This window comes from Streptomyces sp. NPDC048106 (assembly GCF_040706415.1).
Taxonomy (GTDB): domain Bacteria; phylum Actinomycetota; class Actinomycetes; order Streptomycetales; family Streptomycetaceae; genus Streptomyces.
The window spans coordinates 54522-75458 of the sequence record NZ_JBEZND010000049.1; the positions used below are offsets into that span (position 1 = coordinate 54522).

The 20937-nt window shown below is 69.9% G+C and carries 19 protein-coding genes; 4 read left to right on the forward strand and 15 right to left on the reverse strand.

The window, feature by feature from the left end; genetic code table 11:
• Positions 1–9: 9 nt before the first annotated feature.
• From AB0927_RS34800 to AB0927_RS34810, 3 genes are all read right to left on the reverse strand, one after another.
• Positions 10–1014, reverse strand: a complete 1005-nt coding sequence (locus tag AB0927_RS34800) for an FKBP-type peptidyl-prolyl cis-trans isomerase (protein ID WP_366671811.1) — start codon at positions 1012–1014, stop codon at positions 10–12.
• Between the two features lie 150 nt (positions 1015–1164).
• Complete coding sequence (pafA, locus tag AB0927_RS34805; RefSeq protein WP_366671812.1) at positions 1165–2526, reverse strand: Pup--protein ligase; 1362 nt, start codon at positions 2524–2526, stop codon at positions 1165–1167.
• 9 nt (positions 2527–2535) lie between these two features.
• Positions 2536–3795 carry an MFS transporter gene (locus tag AB0927_RS34810; protein ID WP_366671813.1) on the reverse strand — a complete coding sequence of 420 codons (1260 nt, stop codon included), beginning with the start codon at positions 3793–3795 and terminating at the stop codon, positions 2536–2538.
• 126 nt (positions 3796–3921) lie between these two features.
• Here AB0927_RS34810 and AB0927_RS34815 point away from each other — a divergent pair, with 126 nt between their 5' ends.
• On the forward strand, positions 3922–4998 hold the full coding sequence (locus tag AB0927_RS34815) for a LacI family DNA-binding transcriptional regulator (protein ID WP_366671814.1): 1077 nt from the start codon (positions 3922–3924) through the stop codon (positions 4996–4998).
• Positions 4999–5059: 61 nt separating this feature from the next.
• On the opposite strand, the gene prcA is transcribed toward AB0927_RS34815, so the two are convergent.
• The 6 genes from prcA to arc form a co-directional block, all read right to left on the reverse strand.
• A complete protein-coding gene (gene prcA, locus AB0927_RS34820; RefSeq protein ID WP_366671815.1) occupies positions 5060–5809 on the reverse strand; it encodes a proteasome subunit alpha in 750 nt (249 codons plus the stop codon).
• Positions 5810–5872: 63 nt separating this feature from the next.
• Positions 5873–6718, reverse strand: a complete 846-nt coding sequence (gene prcB, locus AB0927_RS34825; protein ID WP_366671816.1) for a proteasome subunit beta — start codon at positions 6716–6718, stop codon at positions 5873–5875.
• Positions 6670–7275 carry an endonuclease VII domain-containing protein gene (locus tag AB0927_RS34830; RefSeq protein ID WP_366671817.1) on the reverse strand — a complete coding sequence of 202 codons (606 nt, stop codon included), beginning with the start codon at positions 7273–7275 and terminating at the stop codon, positions 6670–6672. Before AB0927_RS34830 ends, prcB begins: the two co-directional genes overlap by 49 nt.
• 49 nt (positions 7276–7324) lie before the next feature.
• Positions 7325–7543, reverse strand: coding sequence for a ubiquitin-like protein Pup (locus tag AB0927_RS34835; protein ID WP_011027899.1), 219 nt, complete (start codon positions 7541–7543; stop codon positions 7325–7327).
• Positions 7544–7715: 172 nt separating this feature from the next.
• Positions 7716–9227, reverse strand: a complete 1512-nt coding sequence (gene dop / locus AB0927_RS34840) for a depupylase/deamidase Dop (RefSeq protein ID WP_366671818.1) — start codon at positions 9225–9227, stop codon at positions 7716–7718.
• A gap of 233 nt (positions 9228–9460) precedes the next feature.
• Complete coding sequence (gene arc / locus AB0927_RS34845) at positions 9461–11227, reverse strand: proteasome ATPase (protein ID WP_366671819.1); 1767 nt, start codon at positions 11225–11227, stop codon at positions 9461–9463.
• Positions 11228–11746: 519 nt separating this feature from the next.
• On the opposite strand from arc, the gene AB0927_RS34850 reads away from it, so the two are divergent.
• On the forward strand, positions 11747–12049 hold the full coding sequence (locus AB0927_RS34850; protein ID WP_366671820.1) for a ferredoxin: 303 nt from the start codon (positions 11747–11749) through the stop codon (positions 12047–12049).
• A gap of 27 nt (positions 12050–12076) precedes the next feature.
• Here AB0927_RS34850 and AB0927_RS34855 read toward each other — a convergent pair whose 3' ends face one another.
• The 3 genes from AB0927_RS34855 to AB0927_RS34865 all read right to left on the reverse strand — a co-directional run bounded on the left by AB0927_RS34855 (position 12077) and on the right by AB0927_RS34865 (position 15443).
• Complete coding sequence (locus AB0927_RS34855) at positions 12077–12658, reverse strand: hypothetical protein (RefSeq protein WP_366671821.1); 582 nt, start codon at positions 12656–12658, stop codon at positions 12077–12079.
• Between the two features lie 233 nt (positions 12659–12891).
• A complete protein-coding gene (locus AB0927_RS34860) occupies positions 12892–13794 on the reverse strand; it encodes a tRNA (adenine-N1)-methyltransferase (RefSeq protein ID WP_366671822.1) in 903 nt (300 codons plus the stop codon).
• A gap of 38 nt (positions 13795–13832) precedes the next feature.
• Positions 13833–15443 carry a site-2 protease family protein gene (locus AB0927_RS34865; RefSeq protein WP_366671823.1) on the reverse strand — a complete coding sequence of 537 codons (1611 nt, stop codon included), beginning with the start codon at positions 15441–15443 and terminating at the stop codon, positions 13833–13835.
• Positions 15444–15621: 178 nt separating this feature from the next.
• Between AB0927_RS34865 and AB0927_RS34870 the strand changes: the two genes are divergently transcribed.
• A complete protein-coding gene (locus AB0927_RS34870) occupies positions 15622–16710 on the forward strand; it encodes a RecB family exonuclease (protein ID WP_366671824.1) in 1089 nt (362 codons plus the stop codon).
• 14 nt (positions 16711–16724) lie between these two features.
• On the forward strand, positions 16725–17396 hold the full coding sequence (locus AB0927_RS34875; RefSeq protein ID WP_366671825.1) for a response regulator transcription factor: 672 nt from the start codon (positions 16725–16727) through the stop codon (positions 17394–17396).
• 121 nt (positions 17397–17517) lie between these two features.
• On the opposite strand, the gene AB0927_RS34880 is transcribed toward AB0927_RS34875, so the two are convergent.
• The 3 genes from AB0927_RS34880 to AB0927_RS34890 all read right to left on the reverse strand — a co-directional run.
• Positions 17518–19122: an ABC transporter substrate-binding protein gene (locus AB0927_RS34880; RefSeq protein ID WP_366671826.1), complete on the reverse strand. Its 1605-nt coding sequence runs from the start codon at positions 19120–19122 to the stop codon at positions 17518–17520.
• A 434-nt stretch (positions 19123–19556) separates the two neighbouring features.
• Positions 19557–20258 carry an HAD family phosphatase gene (locus AB0927_RS34885; protein WP_366671827.1) on the reverse strand — a complete coding sequence of 234 codons (702 nt, stop codon included), beginning with the start codon at positions 20256–20258 and terminating at the stop codon, positions 19557–19559.
• 229 nt (positions 20259–20487) lie between these two features.
• Positions 20488–20937 (reverse strand): vitamin B12 dependent-methionine synthase activation domain-containing protein (locus AB0927_RS34890; RefSeq protein WP_366671828.1); only part of this gene is annotated, 450 nt, incomplete at its 5' end.

Here is a 20937-nt window from a genome sequence, read left to right on the forward strand (position 1 = left end):
ACACCCCTCCTACATCGCGGCCAGGATGTCCACCGTGAACACCAGCGTCGCCCCCTTGCCGACCGGGCTGCCGCTCGGCGGGTTGTCCCCGTACCCCAGCTGCGGCGGCACCACGACCAGCACCCGGCTGCCCACCTTCTTGCCGACCAGCCCCTGCGCCAGCCCCTTGACCGTGTCCTGCATCTGCGTCAGCGAGAACTGGCTCAGCCGCCCCGAACCATAAGTCCGCTGGAACGTCTTGCCGCCCTCCCACACCAGCCCCTGGAACTGGCACAGCACCGCCTGGTCCGCCTTCAGCGCCGGACCGTCGCCCTCCAGCACATACGTGGAGACCAGCTTGTCCGGCGGGGTCGTGTGCGGCACCGAGACCACCGGCACCGCGCCGTTGGTGTTCGTGCCGACCTTCGGCAGCGCCGCGTCGTTCTGCGCGACGGCCCGGCCGTGCGCCGAACTCTTCGAGTTGAACGAATCGATCACATCGATGACGAACACCAGCGTGTCCGTGCCCTTGATCCCCGCCTGCGGATTGCCCGCCTTGCCGTAACCCCACGTCGGCGGCACCGCGATCTCCACCCGGCTGCCCGTCTTCTTCCCGATCAGCGCATACCGCCAGCCGTCGATCAGACGGCCCTGGGCCAACTGCATCACCAGCGGCGCATGCCGGTCGTACGAATTGTCGAACACCTTGCCGGTGTCCCAGATCTGGCCCAGGTAATGCGCCTGGACGAAATCGTTCTCCGCGACCGTACGACCACTGCCCGGGACCGCCGTCCGCACCGCCAGGTCCTTCGACGGCGCACCCTCGCCCTTGGCCACGGTCGGCTTCTCACCGAACCGCGTGCCCGCCGTGATCGCCGGCAGCGGACCGTCCACGATCCTGGGCGGCGGCGCACTGGGCGCCGAGGGCGACGGAGACGCGCCGGCCTGACTCGAACCGGACTTGCCGCCGCCGCACCCGGCGAGCGTGACCAGTCCAGCGGGAACGACGGAGAGGAGAAGGGAACGTCGGCGCACGGAAGAGCCTCGTAATCGGTCGGTCTTGCGGATGACGTGCGCGCAACTCTACGACCGACACGGGCGCCGCACGCGAAACGCACGACGCCCGTGTGGCGTTGCGGCACTCCACCACCGCAACGCCACAGGCACCCGACACCCTCCCGACGGCTACATTCCGGCGATCAGCTTCTCCACCCGGTCGTCCACCGAACGGAACGGGTCCTTGCACAACACGGTGCGCTGCGCCTGGTCGTTGAGCTTCAGATGCACCCAGTCCACCGTGAAGTCCCGGCGCTGCTCCTGCGCCCGCCGGATGAAGTCACCGCGCAGCCGCGCCCGAGTCGTCTGCGGCGGCACCGACTTGCCCTCGAAGATCCGCACGTCATTGCAGATCCGCGCGGCCTGGCCCTTCTTCTCCAGCAGGTAGTACAGCCCGCGCCGACGGTGGATGTCGTGATACGCGAGGTCTATCTGGGCGACCCGCGGATGCGACATCGTCATGTTGTGCTTGGACCGGTACCGCTCGATGAGCTTGTACTTCATCACCCAGTCGATCTCGGTCTCGATCCGGTCCAGCTCCTCCGTCTCGATCGCGTCCAGGGTGCGGCCCCACAGCTCCAGGACCTGGGCGACCGTCCCCGTACGGATCCCACGGCGGTCGCAGAAGTCCACGGCCTTGTCGAAGTACTCGCGCTGCACCTCCAGCGCCGACGCCTCCCGGCCACTGGCCAGACGCACCTTGCGCCGCCCCGTGATGTCATGACTGACCTCGCGGATCGCCCGGATCGGGTTCTCCAGGGTCAGATCCCGCATCACCGTGCCCGCCTCGATCATCCGCAGCACCAGGTCGGTCGCGCCGACCTTCAGCAGCATCGTCGTCTCCGACATGTTCGAGTCGCCCACGATGACGTGCAGCCTGCGGTAGCGCTCCGCGTCCGCGTGCGGCTCGTCACGGGTGTTGATGATCGGCCGGGAACGCGTCGTCGCCGACGACACGCCCTCCCAGATGTGCTCGGCCCGCTGGCTCACGCAGTACACGGCACCACGCGGAGTCTGCAGCACCTTGCCCGCACCACACAGCAACTGCCGCGTGACCAGGAACGGGATCAGAATGTCCGCGAGCCGGGAGAACTCGCCGTGCCGCGCCACCAGATAGTTCTCATGGCAGCCGTACGAGTTGCCCGCCGAATCGGTGTTGTTCTTGAACAGGTAGACGTCGCCCGCGATTCCCTCCTCGTGCAGGCGTCGTTCCGCGTCCACCAGGAGTCCCTCGAGAATGCGCTCGCCGGCCTTGTCGTGGGTGACCAGTTCGATCACATTGTCACACTCGGGTGTCGCGTATTCCGGATGTGAGCCCACGTCGAGATACAGCCGGGCGCCGTTCCGCAGAAAGACATTGCTACTGCGGCCCCATGACACGACACGGCGGAAGAGGTACCGCGCCACCTCGTCAGGCGACAGGCGGCGCTGTCCCCTGAACGTGCACGTGACGCCGTACTCGTTCTCCAGCCCGAAAATGCGGCGGTCCATGAGGGAACATTACGCCTGATCCGTTGAGCTGAAACGGGGTTCGACAGCACGATTTGGATCATTTTCCGATGAAGCCGCAATCACCGCGCCCCGCACGGGAGCTGCGAGGACCCGCCCCGTCGCCAGCAACACCAGCAACGACACCGCCCCCGCCGCGCCCGGCACCGCGAAACCCCACACCGTGCCACCGGCCTGGACCACCGGCCCCGCCAGCCCCGTCCCCACCGACGCGCCCACCGTGAACGTCGTCACCAGCCACGAGAAGGCCTCCGTGACCGTGCCCCTCGGCGCATGCCGGTCCACCAGGATGAACGCGCACGCGATGGACGGCGCCAGGAACACCCCCGACACCACCGACAGCAACACCATCGCCACCGCACCCGGCATCAGCATCAGCGGCAGATAACACACCGCCAGAAGCGCCACCAGCACCCGCAGTCGCCGCTCCGGCACCCCCGCCCACCGCCGCGCCCCGTACACCGAGCCGCCCACCAGCGCGCCGAGACCCAGCCCCGCCATCAGCCAGCCGTACACCGCGTCCCCGCCATGACCGTCCGCGTACGACACCGACGCCACCGTGATCGAACCCAGCGCGATCCCCACGAACAGGAACGCGCCCAGCAACGCCAGCAGACCCGGCGACCGCAGCGCGCCCAGCCAGTGCGCCTCACGCGGCGCCGACCGCCACGCCCGCGACGGCGGCGACACCACCACCGACAGCGCGCCCAGCACCCCCAGCACGTTCAGCACCAGCAGCGCCGCACGCGCGTCCCACACCGACGCGCACACCGTCACCAGCAGCGGCCCCACCGTGAACATGACCTCCTGGGCCACCGCGTCCATGGCGTACGCCGAGTGCACCTGCTCCTCGCCCCGCAGCACCGACGGCCACAGCGCCCGCAGGCCGCCCTCCAGTGGCGGCGCGCACAGCCCCGAGACCGCCACCGCCGCGTAGGCCAGCGGCAGCCGGCCGGTGCCCGAGAACGCGAAGACCGCCATCGACAGGGCCGCGAGCACCGCCGCCGGCAACTGCACCCGCGGCTGCCCGAACAGGTCCACCAGCCGGCCGAGCACCGGCTGCCCCACGGCGTTCGCCACGCCGTAGACGGCCGCCAGCGCGCCCGCCAGGCTGTACGTGCCGCCCGAGGCGCGCACGAACAGCACCAGGGCGATCGCCGCCGTCGCGTTGGGCAGCCGCCCCACCAGCGTGCCCGTCAGCAGCCGCAGCGCGTGCCGCGCCCGGAGTATCTCCAGATAACCCGTGGCCATGTCGCGGCGCCTCCCGTGGCTCGCACCCACCGGGCGCCTCGACGCCCCCAAGTGTTACGTATAACTTCCGCTCTCATACGTACCATGTGCGCTGTTCGGGCGTCCAGGCGAAGGAGCAGGCCCACCGTGGCACGCAGCAGCACGCGACCCACCAGCCGCGACGTGGCCCACGCGGCCGGTGTCTCCCAGGCCGCCGTCTCCCTCGTGCTCGGCGACAAATGGCGCGGCCGCGTCTCCGAAGCCACCGCCGAACGCGTCCGCCAGGCCGCCCGCGCCCTCGACTACCGGCCCAACCTCGCCGCCCGCAACCTCCGCCTCGGCCGCACCCGCACCGTGCTGCTCGTCGTCCCCGCCCTCACCACCGAGTTCTTCGCCGGCGTCTACACCGGAGCCGCCCGCGTCGCCGCCCAGCACGGCTTCGGCGTCGTCCTCTACCCCTCCCCCGAAGGCGTCGGCCCCGCCCGGCCGTCCCCCGCCACCACCGAGGGAAGGCCCGTACGGGCCGCCCAGGTCCCCGACCCCTTCGCCTCCGCCCAGGCCGCCCTCGACGGCGTCCTCGCCTCCTCCATGGCCGCCGACGCCCTCACCGCCATCCGCGGCGACCGCCTCCCCCTCGTCATGCTCGACAGCGACCCCACCGGCAGCCCCGGCGCCGCCACCGTCAACCTCGACATCGCCGACGGCATCCGCCAGGTCGCCGACCACCTCCTCGGCCTCGGCCACCGCCGCGTCCTGCACCTCGCCGCCGACGTGCCCTCCTGGACCTTCGAGGCCCGCGCCCGCGAACTCGCCGCCCGCCTCGCCGCCGAACCCGGCACCGCACTCCACACGGCCCGCGCGCCCATCTCCATCGAAGGAGCCCGCACCGCCACCGAGGCCGCCCTCACCGCACCCGGCCCCCGCCCCACCGCCATCGTCTGCGACGACGACAAACTCGCCGCCGGCGCCTACAAGGCCCTGCGCCGCCTTGGCCTGCGCGTCCCCGACGACATGTCCGTGACCGGCCTGGACGACCTCGCCCTCGCCTCCGCCCTCGACCCCGAACTCACCACCGTCCACCTCGACGCCGAACTCTTCGGCGAACGCGGCATGCGCGCCCTCCTGGCCGTCCTGGAGGGCCGCGAGCCCGAAGGGGGCGACATCCCGGTCCACCTCGTCGTACGAGGCTCCACGGCGCCCCCACGGCCTCGGCCGCACGGGTGAACGACAGCGTGCCCCGGCCGGGAGATCGGCCGGGGCACGCGAGAACCGGAAAAGCCGCGGATCACTCCGCGTCGTCGGAGTCCTCCGAGCCCTCCGAACCCGCGGCCGCGCCGTCCGCCTCCAGCAGACGCGCCAGCTGACGGCCGACGATCCGCTTGAACTTGCGCTTCTGCGGACGCGTACGGTCCAGCACCGCGACCTCCAGCCGCTCCGCCGGGATCTCCCGCTCGCTGCCGTTGGTGTCCCGCGACAGCGCCTGCACCGCCAGCTTCAGCGCCTCGGCCAGACTCATCCCGTCGCGGTGACGCTGGTCCAGGAAGCCGCTGATCTGCTCGGCGTTGCCGCCCACCGCGACCGAACCGTGCTCGTCCACGATGGAACCGTCGTGCGGCAGCCGGTAGATCTGGTCGCCCTCCGGGGTCTCCCCCACCTCCGCCACCACCAGCTCCACCTCGTACGGCTTCTCGGCCGCCGAGGAGAAGATGGTGCCCAGCGTCTGGGCGTACACGTTGGCCAGACCGCGGGCCGTCACGTCGTCCCGGTCGTAGGTGTAACCGCGCAGGTCGGCGTAACGGACACCGCCGATGCGCAGATTCTCGTACTCGTTGTACTTACCGGCCGCCGCGAAGCCGATCCGGTCGTAGATCTCGCTGAACTTGTGCAGCGCGCGGGACGGGTTCTCGCCGGCGAACACGATGCCGTCGGCATACTGCATGACCACCAGGCTGCGGCCACGGGCGATGCCCTTGCGGGCGTACTCCGCCCGGTCGGCCATCGCCTGCTGGGGGGAGACATAGAACGGCGTCGACACCGGTTATCCGTCCCTTTCTGTCATGGTCACTATGATCACCTTGTCAAGAACCGGGCCGCCGCCTCAGAGCAGGGCGGCCTTGGGGCCGTCCGGCTCCTCCAGGCGCCGCTGGAGCACCGAACGGGAGATCTCGGAGGCCTCGTCCCCGGTGAGCCGGCGGAAACCGTCCTCGGTGATCACGGTGATGATCGGGTAGATCCGGCGGGCGACATCGGGACCACCGGTCGCCGAGTCGTCGTCAGCCGCGTCATAGAGGGCCTGTACCACCAGCGTGGTGGCCTGCTCCTCCGTCAGGTCGTCACGGAACAGCTTCTTCATCGCGCCCCGGGCGAAGACCGAGCCCGAGCCCGTCGCCGCGAAGTTGTGCTCCTCGGAACGGCCGCCCGTCACGTCGTACGAGAAGATGCGGCCCTTGTCCCGGTCCACGTCGTACCCCGCGAACAGGGGCACCACGGCCAGGCCCTGCATGGCCATGCCGAGGTTGGAACGGATCATCGTCGACAGCCGGTTGGCCTTGCCCTCCAGGGACAGCTGGGCGCCCTCGACCTTCTCGAAGTGCTCCAGCTCCAGCTGGAAGAGCTTGACCATCTCCACGGCGAGACCGGCGGTGCCCGCGATGCCCACCGCGGAGTACTCGTCCGCCGGGAACACCTTCTCGATGTCCCGCTGCGCGATCACATTGCCCATGGTCGCCCTGCGGTCACCGGCGAGCACCACGCCGCCGGGGAACGTCACGGCCACGATGGTGGTGCCGTGCGGGGCCTCGATCACCCCCTGCGTCGGCGGCAGCTGCCGGTTCCCGGGAAGCATCTCCGGCTGGTGCCCGGCGAGGAAGTCCATGAAGGAGGAGGATCCTGGCGTCAGGAAGGCAGCTGGTAGACGCCCGGTGCCACGAGTATTGGCTTCCACGAGTTTCCTTCCAGATAGGCGGCGGCCCGGCGTACGGCGTCGGGGTCGTCACCCAACTTGCCGATGGCCGAATTACAGTTGAAGCACAGTACGCCACGGACCTTACCCGTCATGTGACAGTGATCCACATGCACGGCCGGAGCCTTCAGGCAGATCACGCACAGACCCCGCTGGGAGGCGACCATCGCGTCGCGTTCGGCTTCGGTGAGACCGTACTGGCGCTTGAAGTAGCTGGCTCTGTTCCGCCCCGCGCGGCAGGCGCGGCAGTAACTGGCCCAACCGTCGGACGAGGCCTTGTTCCGCTCCCACTCCGAGTGGGGCTTCGTCTCGCGACACTGCGGACACCGCTTGTGCCCGGCTGGGACCACCACCTTCTCCCGGACGGGCTTTCCCATGGCCTCCCGGCGGCGCCGGTAGTGCGCGGCACCGTACTCCGCCACGCACTCCCGGCAGTACACCTGGAGGCCGTCACGCCGGTTCTTGTCCCGCGCGAAGGCCGCGAGAGGCAGATCCCGCCCGCATTTCCCGCATTCCTTGGCGTTCGGCTCCTCGGCCACTCGACTCCCCCAGAACCTTCACTTCGAAGGTAAAGCGAGCAACTCGCCTTCACTCTCCGCCTTTTTGCACGAACGACCTCACGAAATCCTCTGCGTTCTCCTCAAGTACGTCATCGATTTCGTCCAGCACGGAGTCCACGTCGTCCGACAGTTTCTCCTGTCGTTCCTTGAGGTCCTCCGAGGCCTGGGCGTCCTGCGCCTGTTCCTCGACCTCCTCGGTGGAACGTGTGGCCTTCTGCTGGCCGCCGCCGGTGTCCTTGGTTGCCATAACCCTCACCCCGCTCAGTTGACCTGCCGATCGGTGATGATCAGACCCTACAAGCCGGGTCCGACATCGGCCCCGCAGTTTCTCCAACGTACGGGGGCCGTTTCGATGATTCCCGGGCGGCGGGATTTCCACCCGCCGCCGCGGACCGCACCGAGTACCCCCCTGGCCCCGCTCACCCGCCCGAAAGCACCCTGACCAGGTCTTCCGCGGTGCGACAGCGGTCCAGCAGCTCCTTGACGTGATTTCGCGTTCCGCGTAGCGGTTCCAGGGTTGGAACGCGCTGGAGGGAATCCCGGCCGGGGAGGTCGAAGATGACCGAGTCCCAGCTCGCCGCGGCGACGTCGTCCGCGTACTGCTCCAGGCAGCGGCCGCGGAAGTACGCCCGGGTGTCCTCCGGCGGCTTGGTGCGCGCCCTGTCGACCTCGGACTCGTCCAGCAGGCGCTTCATCCGGCCGCGGGCCGCCAGGCGGTTGTACAGGCCCTTCTCGGGCCGTACGTCGGCGTACTGGAGGTCGACCAGGTGGAGCCGGGCGGCGTCCCAGTCGAGGCCGTCGCGGCGGCGGTAGCCCTCCATGAGTTCGCGCTTGGCGACCCAGTCCAGTTCGCCGGCGAGGCTCATGGGGTCGTTCTCGAGCCGGGTGAGGGTGTCCTCCCAGCGGCTGAGGACGTCCTTGGTCTGGTCGTCGGCGTCGGCTCCGTGGCGTTCCTCGACGTATTTGCGGGCCAGCTCGTAGTACTCCATCTGGAGCTGTACGGCGGTGAGTGTGCGGCCGCTGCGGAGGGTGACCAGGCGCTTGAGGCTCGGGTCGTGGGAGACCTGGTGGAGGGTGCGGACCGGCTGGTCCACGGCCAGGTCGACCGCGATGAAGCCGTCCTCGATCATGGCGAGGACCAGGGAGGTGGTGCCGAGTTTGAGGTAGGTGGAGATCTCCGAGAGGTTGGCGTCGCCGATGATCACGTGCAGGCGGCGGTACTTCTCGGCGTCCGCGTGGGGTTCGTCGCGGGTGTTGATGATGGGGCGCTTGAGGGTGGTCTCCAGGCCCACCTCGACCTCGAAGTAGTCGGCGCGCTGGCTGAGCTGGAAGCCGTGTTCGTGGCCGTCCTGCCCGATGCCGACGCGGCCGGCGCCGGCGAAGACCTGGCGGGAGACGAAGAAGGGCGTCAGGTGGCGCACGATGTCCGAGAACGGGGTCTCGCGCCGCATGAGGTAGTTCTCGTGGGTGCCGTAGGAGGCGCCCTTGTTGTCGGTGTTGTTCTTGTAGAGGTGGATGGGCTGGGCGCCGGGGAGCTGGGCGGCCCGCTCGGCGGCCTCGGCCATGATGCGCTCGCCGGCCTTGTCCCACAGGACGGCGTCGCGGGGGTTGGTGACCTCGGGGGCGCTGTACTCGGGGTGGGCGTGGTCGACGTAGAGTCGCGCGCCGTTGGTGAGGATCACGTTGGCGAGGCCGATGTCCTCGTCGGTGAGCTGACTGGCGTCGGCGGCCTCCCGGGCGAGGTCGAAGCCTCGCGCGTCCCGTAGCGGGTTCTCCTCCTCGAAGTCCCAGCGGGCTCGGCGGGCCCGGTGCATCGCCGCCGCGTAGGCGTTGACGATCTGGGACGAGGTGAGCATGGCATTGGCGTTGGGGTGGCCGGGGACGGAGATGCCGTACTCCGTCTCGATGCCCATTACTCGCCGTACGGTCATGCGGCCCTCCTTGCCCGGCGGCACCCTCGGTGATGGGCGCCGCTCACGTACCGCTGGCGCTCCGGTGCGTGTGCGGTGCCCGTCCCCGCACTGCGCGACTCGGCGGTAGGAAAGAGCCTAGAACGCCTTTGCGCTGGTGGGGAGATCATTTGCGTCATTGCCTGCTCCGGTCGTGGCCAGAAAAGCAGCCGGCTGCGGGTACCCGCTGTGGGCACCCGCAGCCGGTCCGCTTTTTACAGGTACTGACCGGTGTTCGCCACCGTGTCGATGGAGCGTCCGGTGTCCGCGCCCTGCTTTCCGGTGATGAGGGTGCGGATGTAGACGATCCGTTCGCCCTTCTTTCCGGAGATGCGGGCCCAGTCGTCGGGGTTGGTGGTGTTGGGCAGGTCCTCGTTCTCCTTGAACTCGTCCACACATGCCTGGAGGAGGTGGGAGACGCGGAGGCCCTTCTGGCTCTTTTCGAGGAAGTCCTTGATCGCCATTTTCTTGGCGCGGCCGACGATGTTCTCGATCATGGCGCCGGAGTTGAAGTCCTTGAAGTAGAGGACTTCCTTGTCGCCGTTGGCGTAGGTGACTTCCAGGAAGCGGTTTTCCTCGGATTCGGCGTACATCTGCTCGACCGCGGTCTGGATCATGGCCTGGACCGTGGCGTTCTTGTCGCCGCTGTGTTCGGTGAGGTCCTCCGTGTGGAGCGGGAGGCGCTCGGTGAGGTACTTGCCGAAGATGTCCTTGGCGGCCTCGGCGTCGGGACGCTCGATCTTGATCTTCACGTCGAGGCGGCCGGGGCGCAGGATGGCGGGGTCGATCATGTCCTCGCGGTTGGAGGCGCCGATGACGACCACGTTCTGGAGGCCTTCGACGCCGTCGATCTCGGCGAGGAGCTGGGGGACGATGGTGTTCTCGACGTCGGAGCTGACGCCGGAGCCGCGGGTGCGGAAGAGGGACTCCATCTCGTCGAAGAAGACGATGACGGGGGTGCCCTCGCTGGCCTTCTCGCGGGCGCGCTGGAAGACGAGGCGGATCTGGCGCTCGGTCTCGCCGACGTACTTGTTGAGGAGCTCGGGACCCTTGATGTTGAGGAAGAAGCTCTTGCCGGCGGCCTGGCCGGTGACTTCGGCGACCTTCTTGGCGAGGGAGTTGGCGACGGCCTTGGCGATCAGTGTCTTGCCGCAGCCGGGGGGGCCGTAGAGCAGGACGCCCTTGGGCGGGCGCAGCTCGTGCTCCTTGAAGAGGTCGGGGTAGAGATAGGGCAGTTCGACCGCGTCGCGGATGGCCTCGATCTGGTTGCCGAGGCCGCCGATGGCCTCGTAGCCGATGTCGGGGACCTCTTCGAGGACGAGTTCCTCGACCTCGCTCTTGGGGACGACTTCGTAGACGTATCCGGAGCGGGGTTCGAGCAGCAGGGCGTCGCCGGGCCGGATGGTGACGTCGAGGAGGGGTTCGGCGAGGCGGACCACTCGTTCTTCGTCGGTGTGTCCGAGGACGAGGGCGCGTTCGCCGTCCTCGAGGATCTCCTTGAGGGTGACGATGTCACCGACGCGCTCGAATTCCATGGCCTCGACCACGTTGAGCGCTTCGTTGAGCATGACTTCCTGGCCGCGCCGCATGTCGTCGAGGTCGACGCTGGGGCTGACGTTCACCCGGAGCTTGCGGCCGCCGGTGAAGATGTCGGCGGTGCCGTCCTCGTTGGACTGCAGGAAGACTCCGAAGCCGGCCGGCGGCTGGGCGAGCCGGTCGACTTCCTCCTTGAGGGCCACGATCTGGTCGCGGGCCTCGCGGAGGGTGTTGGCCAGTCGTTCGTTCTGGGCGGACACGCCGGCCAGGTTGGTCTGCAGCTCGACGATCCGCTCTTCGAGAATCCTCGTGTGTCGCGGAGAGTCGGCGAGCTTGCGTCGCAGGACGGCGATCTCCTGCTCAAGGTAGGCGATCTGCCCGGCCGGGTCGTCGGACCCGCGTCCCGGGCGGATGCCGCGGTTCATGTCGTCGTCGTGGGCTGCCACGGTCCTCACCTCCTCCAAGGGGAGCTGGACGCTTCCAGACCCTACCTGGGTGGGTGTCGATTGAAACCCCTAGATCACAATGACTGTCAAGGTGTGTCGTCGGTCACCCGGTGCGCACCCCCTCGCACGGAGGGGATACCCACTCAACGTGATGGGGAAGCGGCTTGTTCCATGGTTGGCGTGGTCGAAACCCTTCGGGAGTGGCCGGAGTTGTCGGCTCCGGCCGGGGTGGGCGGGTGTACGGGCAGGCCGCAGGGCGCTCCTACGGTCATCACGTAGAGCGACGGTCGGGCCCGGCGGTGTCATGGCGGACCTGGCTGGAACTGTTCGTCCGGGGTGTGGGGCGTCCTGTCCCTGATCGACCGCTCGTACCCGGCCGCTCGGCGGTGGAAACCCTTCGGTGGCCGGGGGCGGCCGTTTTCGGGGCCGGAGGTAGGGTCGGGCGTGTTCGACCGCCGCTGGAGTGGTCCCGGCCGGTGTGGGCTGTGCCGGGGGTCCGGCGTACCGATGTCAGGAGAGGTGACCGTGCAGCAGGAGGCCCCGGCCGGGGAGGCGCTGGAGGTCTGGATCGACCAGGACCTGTGTACCGGCGACGGGATCTGTGCCCAGTACGCCCCGGAGGTGTTCGAGCTGGACATCGACGGTCTCGCCTATGTGAAGGGCGCGGACGACGAGCTGCTCCAGGACGTGGGAGCGGCGACTCCGGTGCCGTTGCCGCTGCTCACGGATGTGGTGGACTCGGCCAGGGAGTGTCCTGGTGAGTGCATCCATGTGCGCAGGGTTCTGGACAGGGTGGAGGTTTACGGTCCCGACGCGGAGTGACCCGCGTTTTCCGGACGTCGCGTCTCGTCAGACGCTGTGGGCCCCGGCCGGGGTGGTGCGCAGGAAGGCTTTGCCGTCCCAGTGCCATGCGGCCGGGGTCTTCGTGTCGGGGCAGCAGCGGGGCACGGCGTCGGTGGAGTAGCCGAGCAGGGTGGCGGTGACGGTGCCGGTGTGTATCGCGAAGTCGGTGACGGTGAGCCGGTCCTTGGGGTCGACGAGGGTGGCGACGACGCGGGGGGTGTGGCCGTCGGCGGCGCGGGTGAGGACGTAGACGCCGTCGGGCGGGGTGCCCATGGCGCTGTCGCAGTGGACGACGGCGGCGGTTTCGGGGCGGCCGTCGCCGTCGAGGTCGCCGGTGGCCTTCTTGACGACGAGGGCCTTCTCGGGTCCGCAGGCGAGGGGGAAGGTGACGCCGGTGGTGGCGGGGGGTGCGACGGCGGTGGGGGCGGGTGCCGCGGTGGGGTCCGTGGCGGACTGGGCGGCGGTGGCCGACCCGGGTTGCACGAGGGAGGAGAGGGCCACGACGCCGGCGACGGCGGTGGCTGTGGCGAGCCAGTGGATGGGGCGGGTGTGGGCGTGGGCGAGCTCCGGAACGGCGGATTGCTGCACGAGGAGTGTCTCCTGCGGAGGGCTGTGCCGGGGGTGTGGCCAGCATGGTGCCACACGTCACAGTGCGGGGGAACGGCGGGGTCGGGATTCCCGGTGGTGGCGGGCCCGCGCGGGGCGGTTCGCCGGTTGTCCGGGGCTGGTGCCCTGTCAACGGACGGGCGCCGTGCCCGAGTTCCCGGGGTCGGTGGGGAACGGGGGCACGGCGCCCTGGTGTTGTGCCGGGTGCGGGTGGGTCAGCGGCCGGCACCGCCGTCGGCGTTGGGTCCGGCGTAGTCCTCGCCGTAGGCGCCCTTGGCGGGGCGGCGGCGGCGCATGGGGGGCTCGACGCCGTCGGCGAGGCGGCGGGCGGTGAGCAGGAAGCCGGTGTGGCCGATCATGCGGTGGTCGGGGCGGACGGCGAGGCCCTCGATGTGCCAGTTGCGGATCATGGTCTCCCAGGCGGTCGGCTCGTTGAAGCAGCCGATCTCGCGGATGGATTCCACGGTGCGCGCGAGCTGGGTGGTGGTGGCCACGTAGCAGCACACGATGCCGCCGGGGACGAGTGCCTTGGAGACGGCTTCCAGGCATTCCCAGGGGGCGAGCATGTCGAGGATGACGCGGTCGACGTCGGTGTCGGACAGGTTGTCCTGGAGGTCGCCGACGGTGAGCTGCCAGGCGGGGTGGGGGCCGCCGAAGTAGCGTTCCACGTTCTGCCGGGCGATGTCGGCGAAGTCGTCGCGGCGCTCGTAGGAGTGCAGCATGCCCTGGTCGCCGATGGCCCGCAGCAGGAAGCTGCTGAGGGAGCCGGAGCCGACGCCGGCCTCCACGACGCGGGCGCCGGGGAAGATGTCGGCGAAGGCGAGGATCTGCCCCGCGTCCTTCGGGTAGACGACGGCTGCCCCGCGGGGCATGGACAGGACGTAGTCGGGGAGCAGGGGGCGCAGCGCGAGGTAGGCCACGTTGCCGGTGGTGCGGACAACGCTGCCCTCGGGAGCACCGATCAGTTCGTCGTGCGGGAAGGAACCCTTGTGGGTGTGGAAGTTCTTTCCGGCTTCGAGCGTGAACGTGTAGTGGCGGCCCTTGGGGTCGGTCAGCTGTACCTGGTCCCCGACCTTGAAGGGCCCGCGCCTGCGGGCGGCACCGGTCGGTTCGGACATGTGACCAGCCTACCGGCAGCGGGGCGGGCCGCCGACCACTAGCTGGGGCGGGCCATGGCCTTGACGAAGGCGCGTTCCACGTCGGCCGCGGACAGGACGCCGTAGATCTCGCCGGTCTCCTCGACGACGAGGTACTCGGTGGCGGGGGCCGCGCGCAGGGCGTCGAGGAGTTCCTCGCCCGCCAGCTCGGCGGAGACGCGCATGTCGTCGGTGAGGTCCTGGGCGAGGCTGCTGACGGGGACCCAGGGGCGGCGGTGTTCGGGTACGCCGACGATGGCGGACTCGCGGACCAGGGAGAGGGGGTGGCCGTCGGCGTCGACGACGACGAGGGCGCGGGCACCGGCGGCGTTCGCGCGGCGCAGTGCCTCGGAGAGGGGGGTGTCGGTCTCGACGGGTACGGCGCGGCGGGTGAGGGTGCGGGCGCGCAGTTCGGGGAGGTGTTCGCGCAGTCGGGCCATGCGCAGGCTGTTGCCGGCGCCGGTCCAGATGATCGCGGCGAGGATGGCGGCGAGCAGGGCGTCGGTGACGGTGTCCATGCCGCCGGTGTCCTCGGTGCCGCCGCCGAGGATGCCGGAGGAGTTGAGCAGGGGCAGTCCGATGAGGACGGCGACGGCGAGGGCGCGGCCGACCCAGGCGGCGGCGACGGTGCCGCTCATGGGCTTGCCGGTGATCTTCCAGACGACGGCGCGGAGCATGCGGCCGCCGTCGAGGGGGAGGCCGGGGAGGAGGTTGAAGGCGGCCACGATGAGGTTGGAGACCATCAGGCCGGCGAGGAGGACGCCGGGGACGGTGCCGGGCTGGACGGGCCGCATGGCGAGGTAGAAGAGTCCGGCGAGGACGAGGGAGAGCAGGGGGCCGACGAAGGCCAGGACGAACTCCCTGCCCGGGGTCTCGGCTTCCTTCTCGATCTCGGAGACGCCGCCGAAGAACTGGAGCTGGATGCGGCGGACGGGGAGTTTGAAGCGGATCGCGGCGACGGTGTGGGCCAGTTCGTGGACCAGTACGGAGGCGTAGAAGGCGACCGCGAAGAACAGCGACACCAGGTAGCGGGCGGCTCCCAGCTCGGGCAGGACCCGGTCGAGCTGCCCGCCGAAGACCCAGGTGATCAGTGCGGCTACGAGGAACCAGCTCGGTGCCACGTAGACGGGCACCCCGAAGGGCCGTCCCATGAGGATGCCGCCGCCGGGTTCCTTGGGCGGCGGCGGGGGCTCGCCCTTGGCCATCGCGGGGGCGCCGGGTTCGGTGTGGGCGAGGGTGCGGTGGGTCTCGTGGCCGGCGGTGGGGCGGGGTTCGGGCTCGGGCTCGGACTTTGGCTCGGGCTTGGGTTCAGGTTCGGGCTTGGGTTCGGGCCGGGGCTCGGGTTCGGGTACGGCTTCCGGCTCGGATTCGGTCCGGTCGTCGTCCTGCCCGTCGTCCTGGTCGGCCGCCGTGCCCTCCGGGTCCGGGCCGTGCCCGGTCGGGGAGGAGCCGGCCCGGGGGGCGTCCCCGGGAACGGTCTCGTCGCCGGAGGTGGGAGCGCCGTCAGGGGCTTCGGGGCCGTCTTCGGCCGCTGCCGGGGCCTCGGGGGCCGTCGGCGTTGGGACTGCGGGGTGGTCGGTCGGCCGGTCGTCGCCGGACCGCGGCTGCCCGCTCGCGCCGCTCACGTCCACGGTGTCCCCTCGTTCGAAGCGTCTTCCGCGCCTCTTGGGGCGGAAGGGTCTCTGATCGATGGTATGCGGCCGTCGTGGCACGTTTCGCCCCGGCACCCTTGTGTTCGCCCCGTGACCGGGAGCCCCGTCCGGCCCGTGACTGGGTCACTGTCAGTGGTGGGCCGTATGGTCTGTGGACATGGACACCAGCTTCGAGGAGGCGGGAGCCGCGCCGCGCGGTCCCGAGCCGACGGACCCGCCCGCGGCGGACGCGACGACCGGCGCCGTGGTCACGGACGCCGTGGCGTCCGAGGTGCCGAGACCTCCGGCCGTGCCGAGCCCCCCGGCCGCCGAAGCCGCCGGTGCCGGCGCCGGCTCGGAGGCCGTCTCGGAGGTCGTCGCCGAGATCGTCGACGAGGTCGTCGCCGAGCGCGCGGCCGTCGCGCCCAGCTCGCTCTCGCCCTCGCGCGCCGGTGACTTCATGCAGTGTCCGTTGCTGTACCGGTTCCGGGTGATCGACCGGTTGCCGGAGAAGCCGAGCGAGGCGGCGACGCGGGGCACGCTGGTGCACGCGGTGCTTGAGCGGTTGTTCGACGCGCCCGCCGGGGAGCGGACCGCGCCGCGGGCCAGGGCGCTGGTGCCGGGCCAGTGGGACCGGCTGCGCGAGAGCCGCCCGGAGCTGGCGGAGCTGTTCGCGGACGATCCGGACGGGCAGCGGCTGGCGCGGTGGCTGGGTGAGGCCGAGCGGCTGGTGGAGCGCTGGTTCACGCTGGAGGACCCGACGCGTCTGGAGCCGGCCGAGCGTGAGCTGTTCGTGGAGGCGGAGCTGGAGTCGGGGCTGCGGCTGCGCGGCATCATCGACCGGGTGGACGTGGCGCCGACCGGTGAGGTGCGGATCGTCGACTACAAGACGGGCAAGGCGCCGCGGCCGGAGTACGCCGAGGGCGCGCTGTTCCAGATGAAGTTCTACGCGCTGGTGGTGTGGCGGCTGAAGGGCGTCGTGCCGCGCCGGTTGCAGCTGGTGTATCTCGGCAGCGGCGATGTGCGGACGTACGACCCGGTGCTCGCCGATCTGGAGCGGGTGGAGCGCAGGCTGCACGCGCTGTGGGACGCCATCCGGCAGGCCACGGAGAGCGGGGACTGGCGGCCGCGGCCGACGAAGCTGTGCGGCTGGTGCGATCACCAGGCGCACTGCCCGGAGTTCGGGGGCACTCCCCCGCCGTATCCGCTGCCGATCAGGGCGCCGGAGTCGGGTGGTGTCCCGCAGGGCAGAATGGGCGCGGACTAGCGAAGGAGTGTCACGTGGCCATCCGCGTCCTACTGGTCGACGACCAGCCCCTGCTGCGTACGGGTTTCCGGATGATCCTGGAGGCCGAGCAGGATCTCGCGGTCGTGGGCGAGGCCGGTGACGGTCTGCAGGCTCTCGACCAGGTGCGGGCCCTGCAGCCGGACGTCGTGCTGATGGACATCCGTATGCCGCGGATGGACGGGGTGGAGGCGACCCGGCAGATCAGCGGTCCGGGCCGGGACGGCCCGGCGAAGGTGCTGGTGCTGACGACCTTCGACCTGGACGAGTACGTGGTGGAGGCGCTGCGCGCCGGTGCCAGCGGTTTCCTGCTCAAGGACGCGCCGGCGGACGAGCTGGTGCAGGCGATCCGGGTGGTGGCGGCCGGTGAGGCGATGCTGGCGCCGAGCATCACGCGCAGGCTGCTGGACAAGTACGCGACGCATCTGCCCTCGGGCGAGGAGCCGGTTCCGGACACCCTGCACACGCTCACGGACCGTGAGGTGGAGGTGCTGAAGCTGGTGGCGCGGGGGCTGTCCAACGCGGAGATCGCGGCCGAGCTGTTCGTCAGCGAGACGACTGTCAAGACGCATGTCGGGCATGTGCTGACCAAACTGGGGCTGCGCGACCGGGTGCAGGCGGCGGTGTACGCGTACGAGAGCGGTCTGGTGCGCCCCGGCGCGCAGTAGGCCGCGGAGTCCGACGGCCGGGAGCGTCCCGACGGCCGGTCGGTGAAGGCCCGTTGACGACGGCAAAGGGCGCCCCGCTCCTTCCCGGAGCGGGGCGCCCTTTGCCGTCGGTGTCGGTGTGTCAGCCGCTCGCGCCCCGGCCGAGCTCCCAGAGCTGCAGCGCGGAGGAGGAGTTGACGGCGTAGGAGACGCCCGTGATGTCGTCGCGGGCGGCGACGTACTGCTTGCCCTGCCACAGCGGGAGGACCGGGACGTCGTCGGCGACCATGTTCTGGATCTCGGTCAGGCTGTCCGCGGCGGAGAGCCGGTCGGCTTCGCGGCGGGACTGCGGGATCAGGGTGCGCTGGATGGTGCTGTTGGAGTACGGCGAGCCGAGGAAGTTGTCCTTGTCGAGGAACGGCGCGAGGAAGTTGTCGGCGTCGGGGAAGTCGGGGAACCAGCCCATGCCGTAGACGTCGTACTGGCCCTTCTGCTCCGCGGGGCGGAAGGTGGCCCAGGGGTGGCCCTGGATGGTGACGTCGAACAGGCCGCTGTCGTTGAGCTGCTTCTGCAGGATCTCGAACTCCTGCTTGGTGGCCGAGCCGTAGTGGTCGGTGGTGTAGTGCATGGTCAGCTTCACCGGGGTGGTGATGCCGGCCTTGGTCAGCAGGTCCTTGGCCTTGGCGGCGCTGGGGTTGCCGTACTTGTTGAAGAACGAGTTGGAGTGCCCGGTGATGGTGGCGGGGACCAGCGAGTACAGCGGTTCGGCCTGGGTGCCGTAGACCTTGGAGACCAGTTCGCCGCGGTTGATGAGCTGGGCCATGGCCTGGCGTACGGCCTTGGACTTCACGGTGGACGCGTCGGTGTTGAAGGCCAGGTAGCGGGTTTCGAGGCCCGGCATGTCGACCAGGTCGACGTTGTCGTCGCTGCCGGAGTCCAGCTTCTGGATCTGGGCGGGCGACATGGTGCGGGTCATGACGTCGATGTCGCCCTTGTCGATGGCGGCGCTCATGGCGTCGGCATCGGCGAAGGAGCGCACCACGACCTTGTCGTTGTTCACCTTCACGACCCCCTTGTAGTGGGGGTTCTTGGCGAAGGTGACGCTTACGACAGCGTTGTCCTTGACCTCGGCCTGGAAGGTGTACGGGCCGGAACCGTCCAGGTGGAAGCCGTCGCGCAGGGAGTCCTTGGGGTAGTCCTTGGGGTCGACGATGCCCGCGACCGGGGTGGACAGCTTGTAGGGGAAGGTGGCGTCGGCCGTCTTGAGGTGGAAGACGACCTCGCGGTCGCCCTGCGTCTCGATGGTGTCGATGGTGTTCAGCAGCGAGGAGACACCGGTGTCGGACTTCATGTGCAGGGCGCGCTCGATGGAGTACTTGACGTCCTGGGCGGTCACCTGGTCGCCGTTGGCGAACGTGAGTCCCTCGCGCAGCTTGCAGGCGTAGCGTTCGCTGCCGCTGTCGGTGAAGCCGCAGCTTTCGGCGGCGTCCGGGACCGGGTCGCCCTCGCCCTTGGGCTCGGCCATGAGGGTCTGGACGGTCTGGCGCAGGAGGTTCCAGGTGCCGACGTCGTAGGCGTAGGCCGGGTCGATGGGCGCCGGGGCGTCCTTCGTGACGGTGAACCGGTCCGTGGTGCCGACGACGATGGCGTCGCCGCCCTTGCTCCCGCTGCCCGATCCGCCGCACGCGGCGAGGACCGGGGTGAGCAGGCCGGCCACCGCCGGCAGCACCAAAGTCTTGCGGTTCATGCGGGGGTTTCTCCAGAGCTGTTCGGGTCCGTGTTTCCGGCACGCCGGATGGCGCGCGACGGGTCACGGGGATTGTTCGGGGGGTGTTCTCGCGACGAGATTAGTCCGCGTCTCGTGGGGCGTTCACAGCCGCGTGAGTTGACTGTCCATCACGCTGTGAAACCGGGCGTGGACACACCGAAAACCCGACAGCGGCAGGATTAGTGCAGCGTCTCATCAATCAGGACACATGGACCCGTCGTTCCTGGTCGAACCGGGCCGCTCTGCATACCCGGTCGGTGCTGTCGAGGTCCGACGGGGTGTTGAACGTCACATGGTCAACCATGTGCGCAGAAGGCCGAATTCGACGATGTGGCCTTTCCGTGAATTTCCTGGATGTACTCCACGGATATGCGACTGCTCCGGCCAATGGCCTTTGCACGCAGGGTGAACGGCTAGGGCATTTCCGTCATCAGACCGCGCAGAAATGCGAGGTCGACGTGTTCCAGGGAGGGTACGACGGTGCGCCGTGCGGCCGGTCCGATGGGGGCGACGGAAGGTACGGCGACGACGCGGCAGCCGGCCGCCTCGGCGGCGGCGACGCCGGTCGAGGTGTCCTCGACGACGGCGCATCTGGCGGGGTGGGCGCCGAGTCCGGTGGCGGCGAGGAGGTAGGGGTCGGGGAAGGGCTTGGTCCGGGTGACCTCGTCGCCGGCGACGGAGAGGGAGAAGTGGTGCGGGCCGAGGACGGTGAGGACGCGGTCGATGATGCGCCGGTGGGAGGCGGAGACGAGGGCGGTGGGGACGCCGTGCTGGTGCAGTTCGGCGAGCAGTCGGGCGGCGCCGGGTTTGAGCGGCAGGCCGGTGCTGATGCGGGCCTCGAAGCCGTCGTTGAGGAGGACGCTGAGTTCGGCGAGGGCGATGTCGGCGCCGGTGGCCTCGATGAGGAAGCCGGCGCTGCGGGTCATCGGGCCGCCGACCACGACGTGCTTCCAGGATTCGTCCAGGGTGTGGCCGAGGGTGGCGAAGACCTCCACCTCGACGTCCCACCAGAAGCCCTCGGTGTCCACCAGGGTGCCGTCCATGTCGAGGAGGACCGCCTGTAGCGCGGAGCCTTCGGCCGAACGGGTTCCGAGCGCGGGGACCGTGCTGGTCATCCGGGCGCACCTCCTTGAGGGACGATCAGGCCGGCTCCCATGCGGGAACCGGCCTGCGGTGGACCGACCAGTGTACGTCTCCGCCGGCGAAAGCGCTTCGTTTGTCCCCCGTGCCGTGGGGTACCGCGGATATCACCCCCGGCAGGGCGCGGAGGGGCCCCCGGAATGCCGTGCGGCGGCGTCCGCGAGCGCCCCGGTACCGCCCGGGCGGGGCGGTACCGGGGAGGGCTCAGCGTGCGTTGAAGTACTTCGCCTCGGGATGGTGGATGACGATCGCGTCCGTGGACTGTTCGGGGTGGAGCTGGAACTCCTCCGACAGGTGGACGCCGATGCGCTCGGGCTCCAGCAGCGTGGCGATCTTGGCGCGGTCCTCCAGGTCGGGGCACGCGCCGTAACCGAGGGAGAAGCGGGCCCCGCGGTACTTCAGGGCGAACATGTCCTCGATGCCGGCCGGGTCCTCGCCGCCGAAGCCGAGTTCGCCGCGGACGCGTGCGTGCCAGTACTCGGCGAGCGCCTCGGCCAACTGGACGGAGAGGCCGTGGAGTTCGAGGTAGTCGCGGTAGGCGTTGGCCTCGAAGAGCCTGGCCGTCTCCTCGCCGATGCGGGAGCCGACGGTGACGACCTGGAAGCCGACGACGTCGGTCTCGCCGGACTCCTCCGGGCGGAAGAAGTCGGCCAG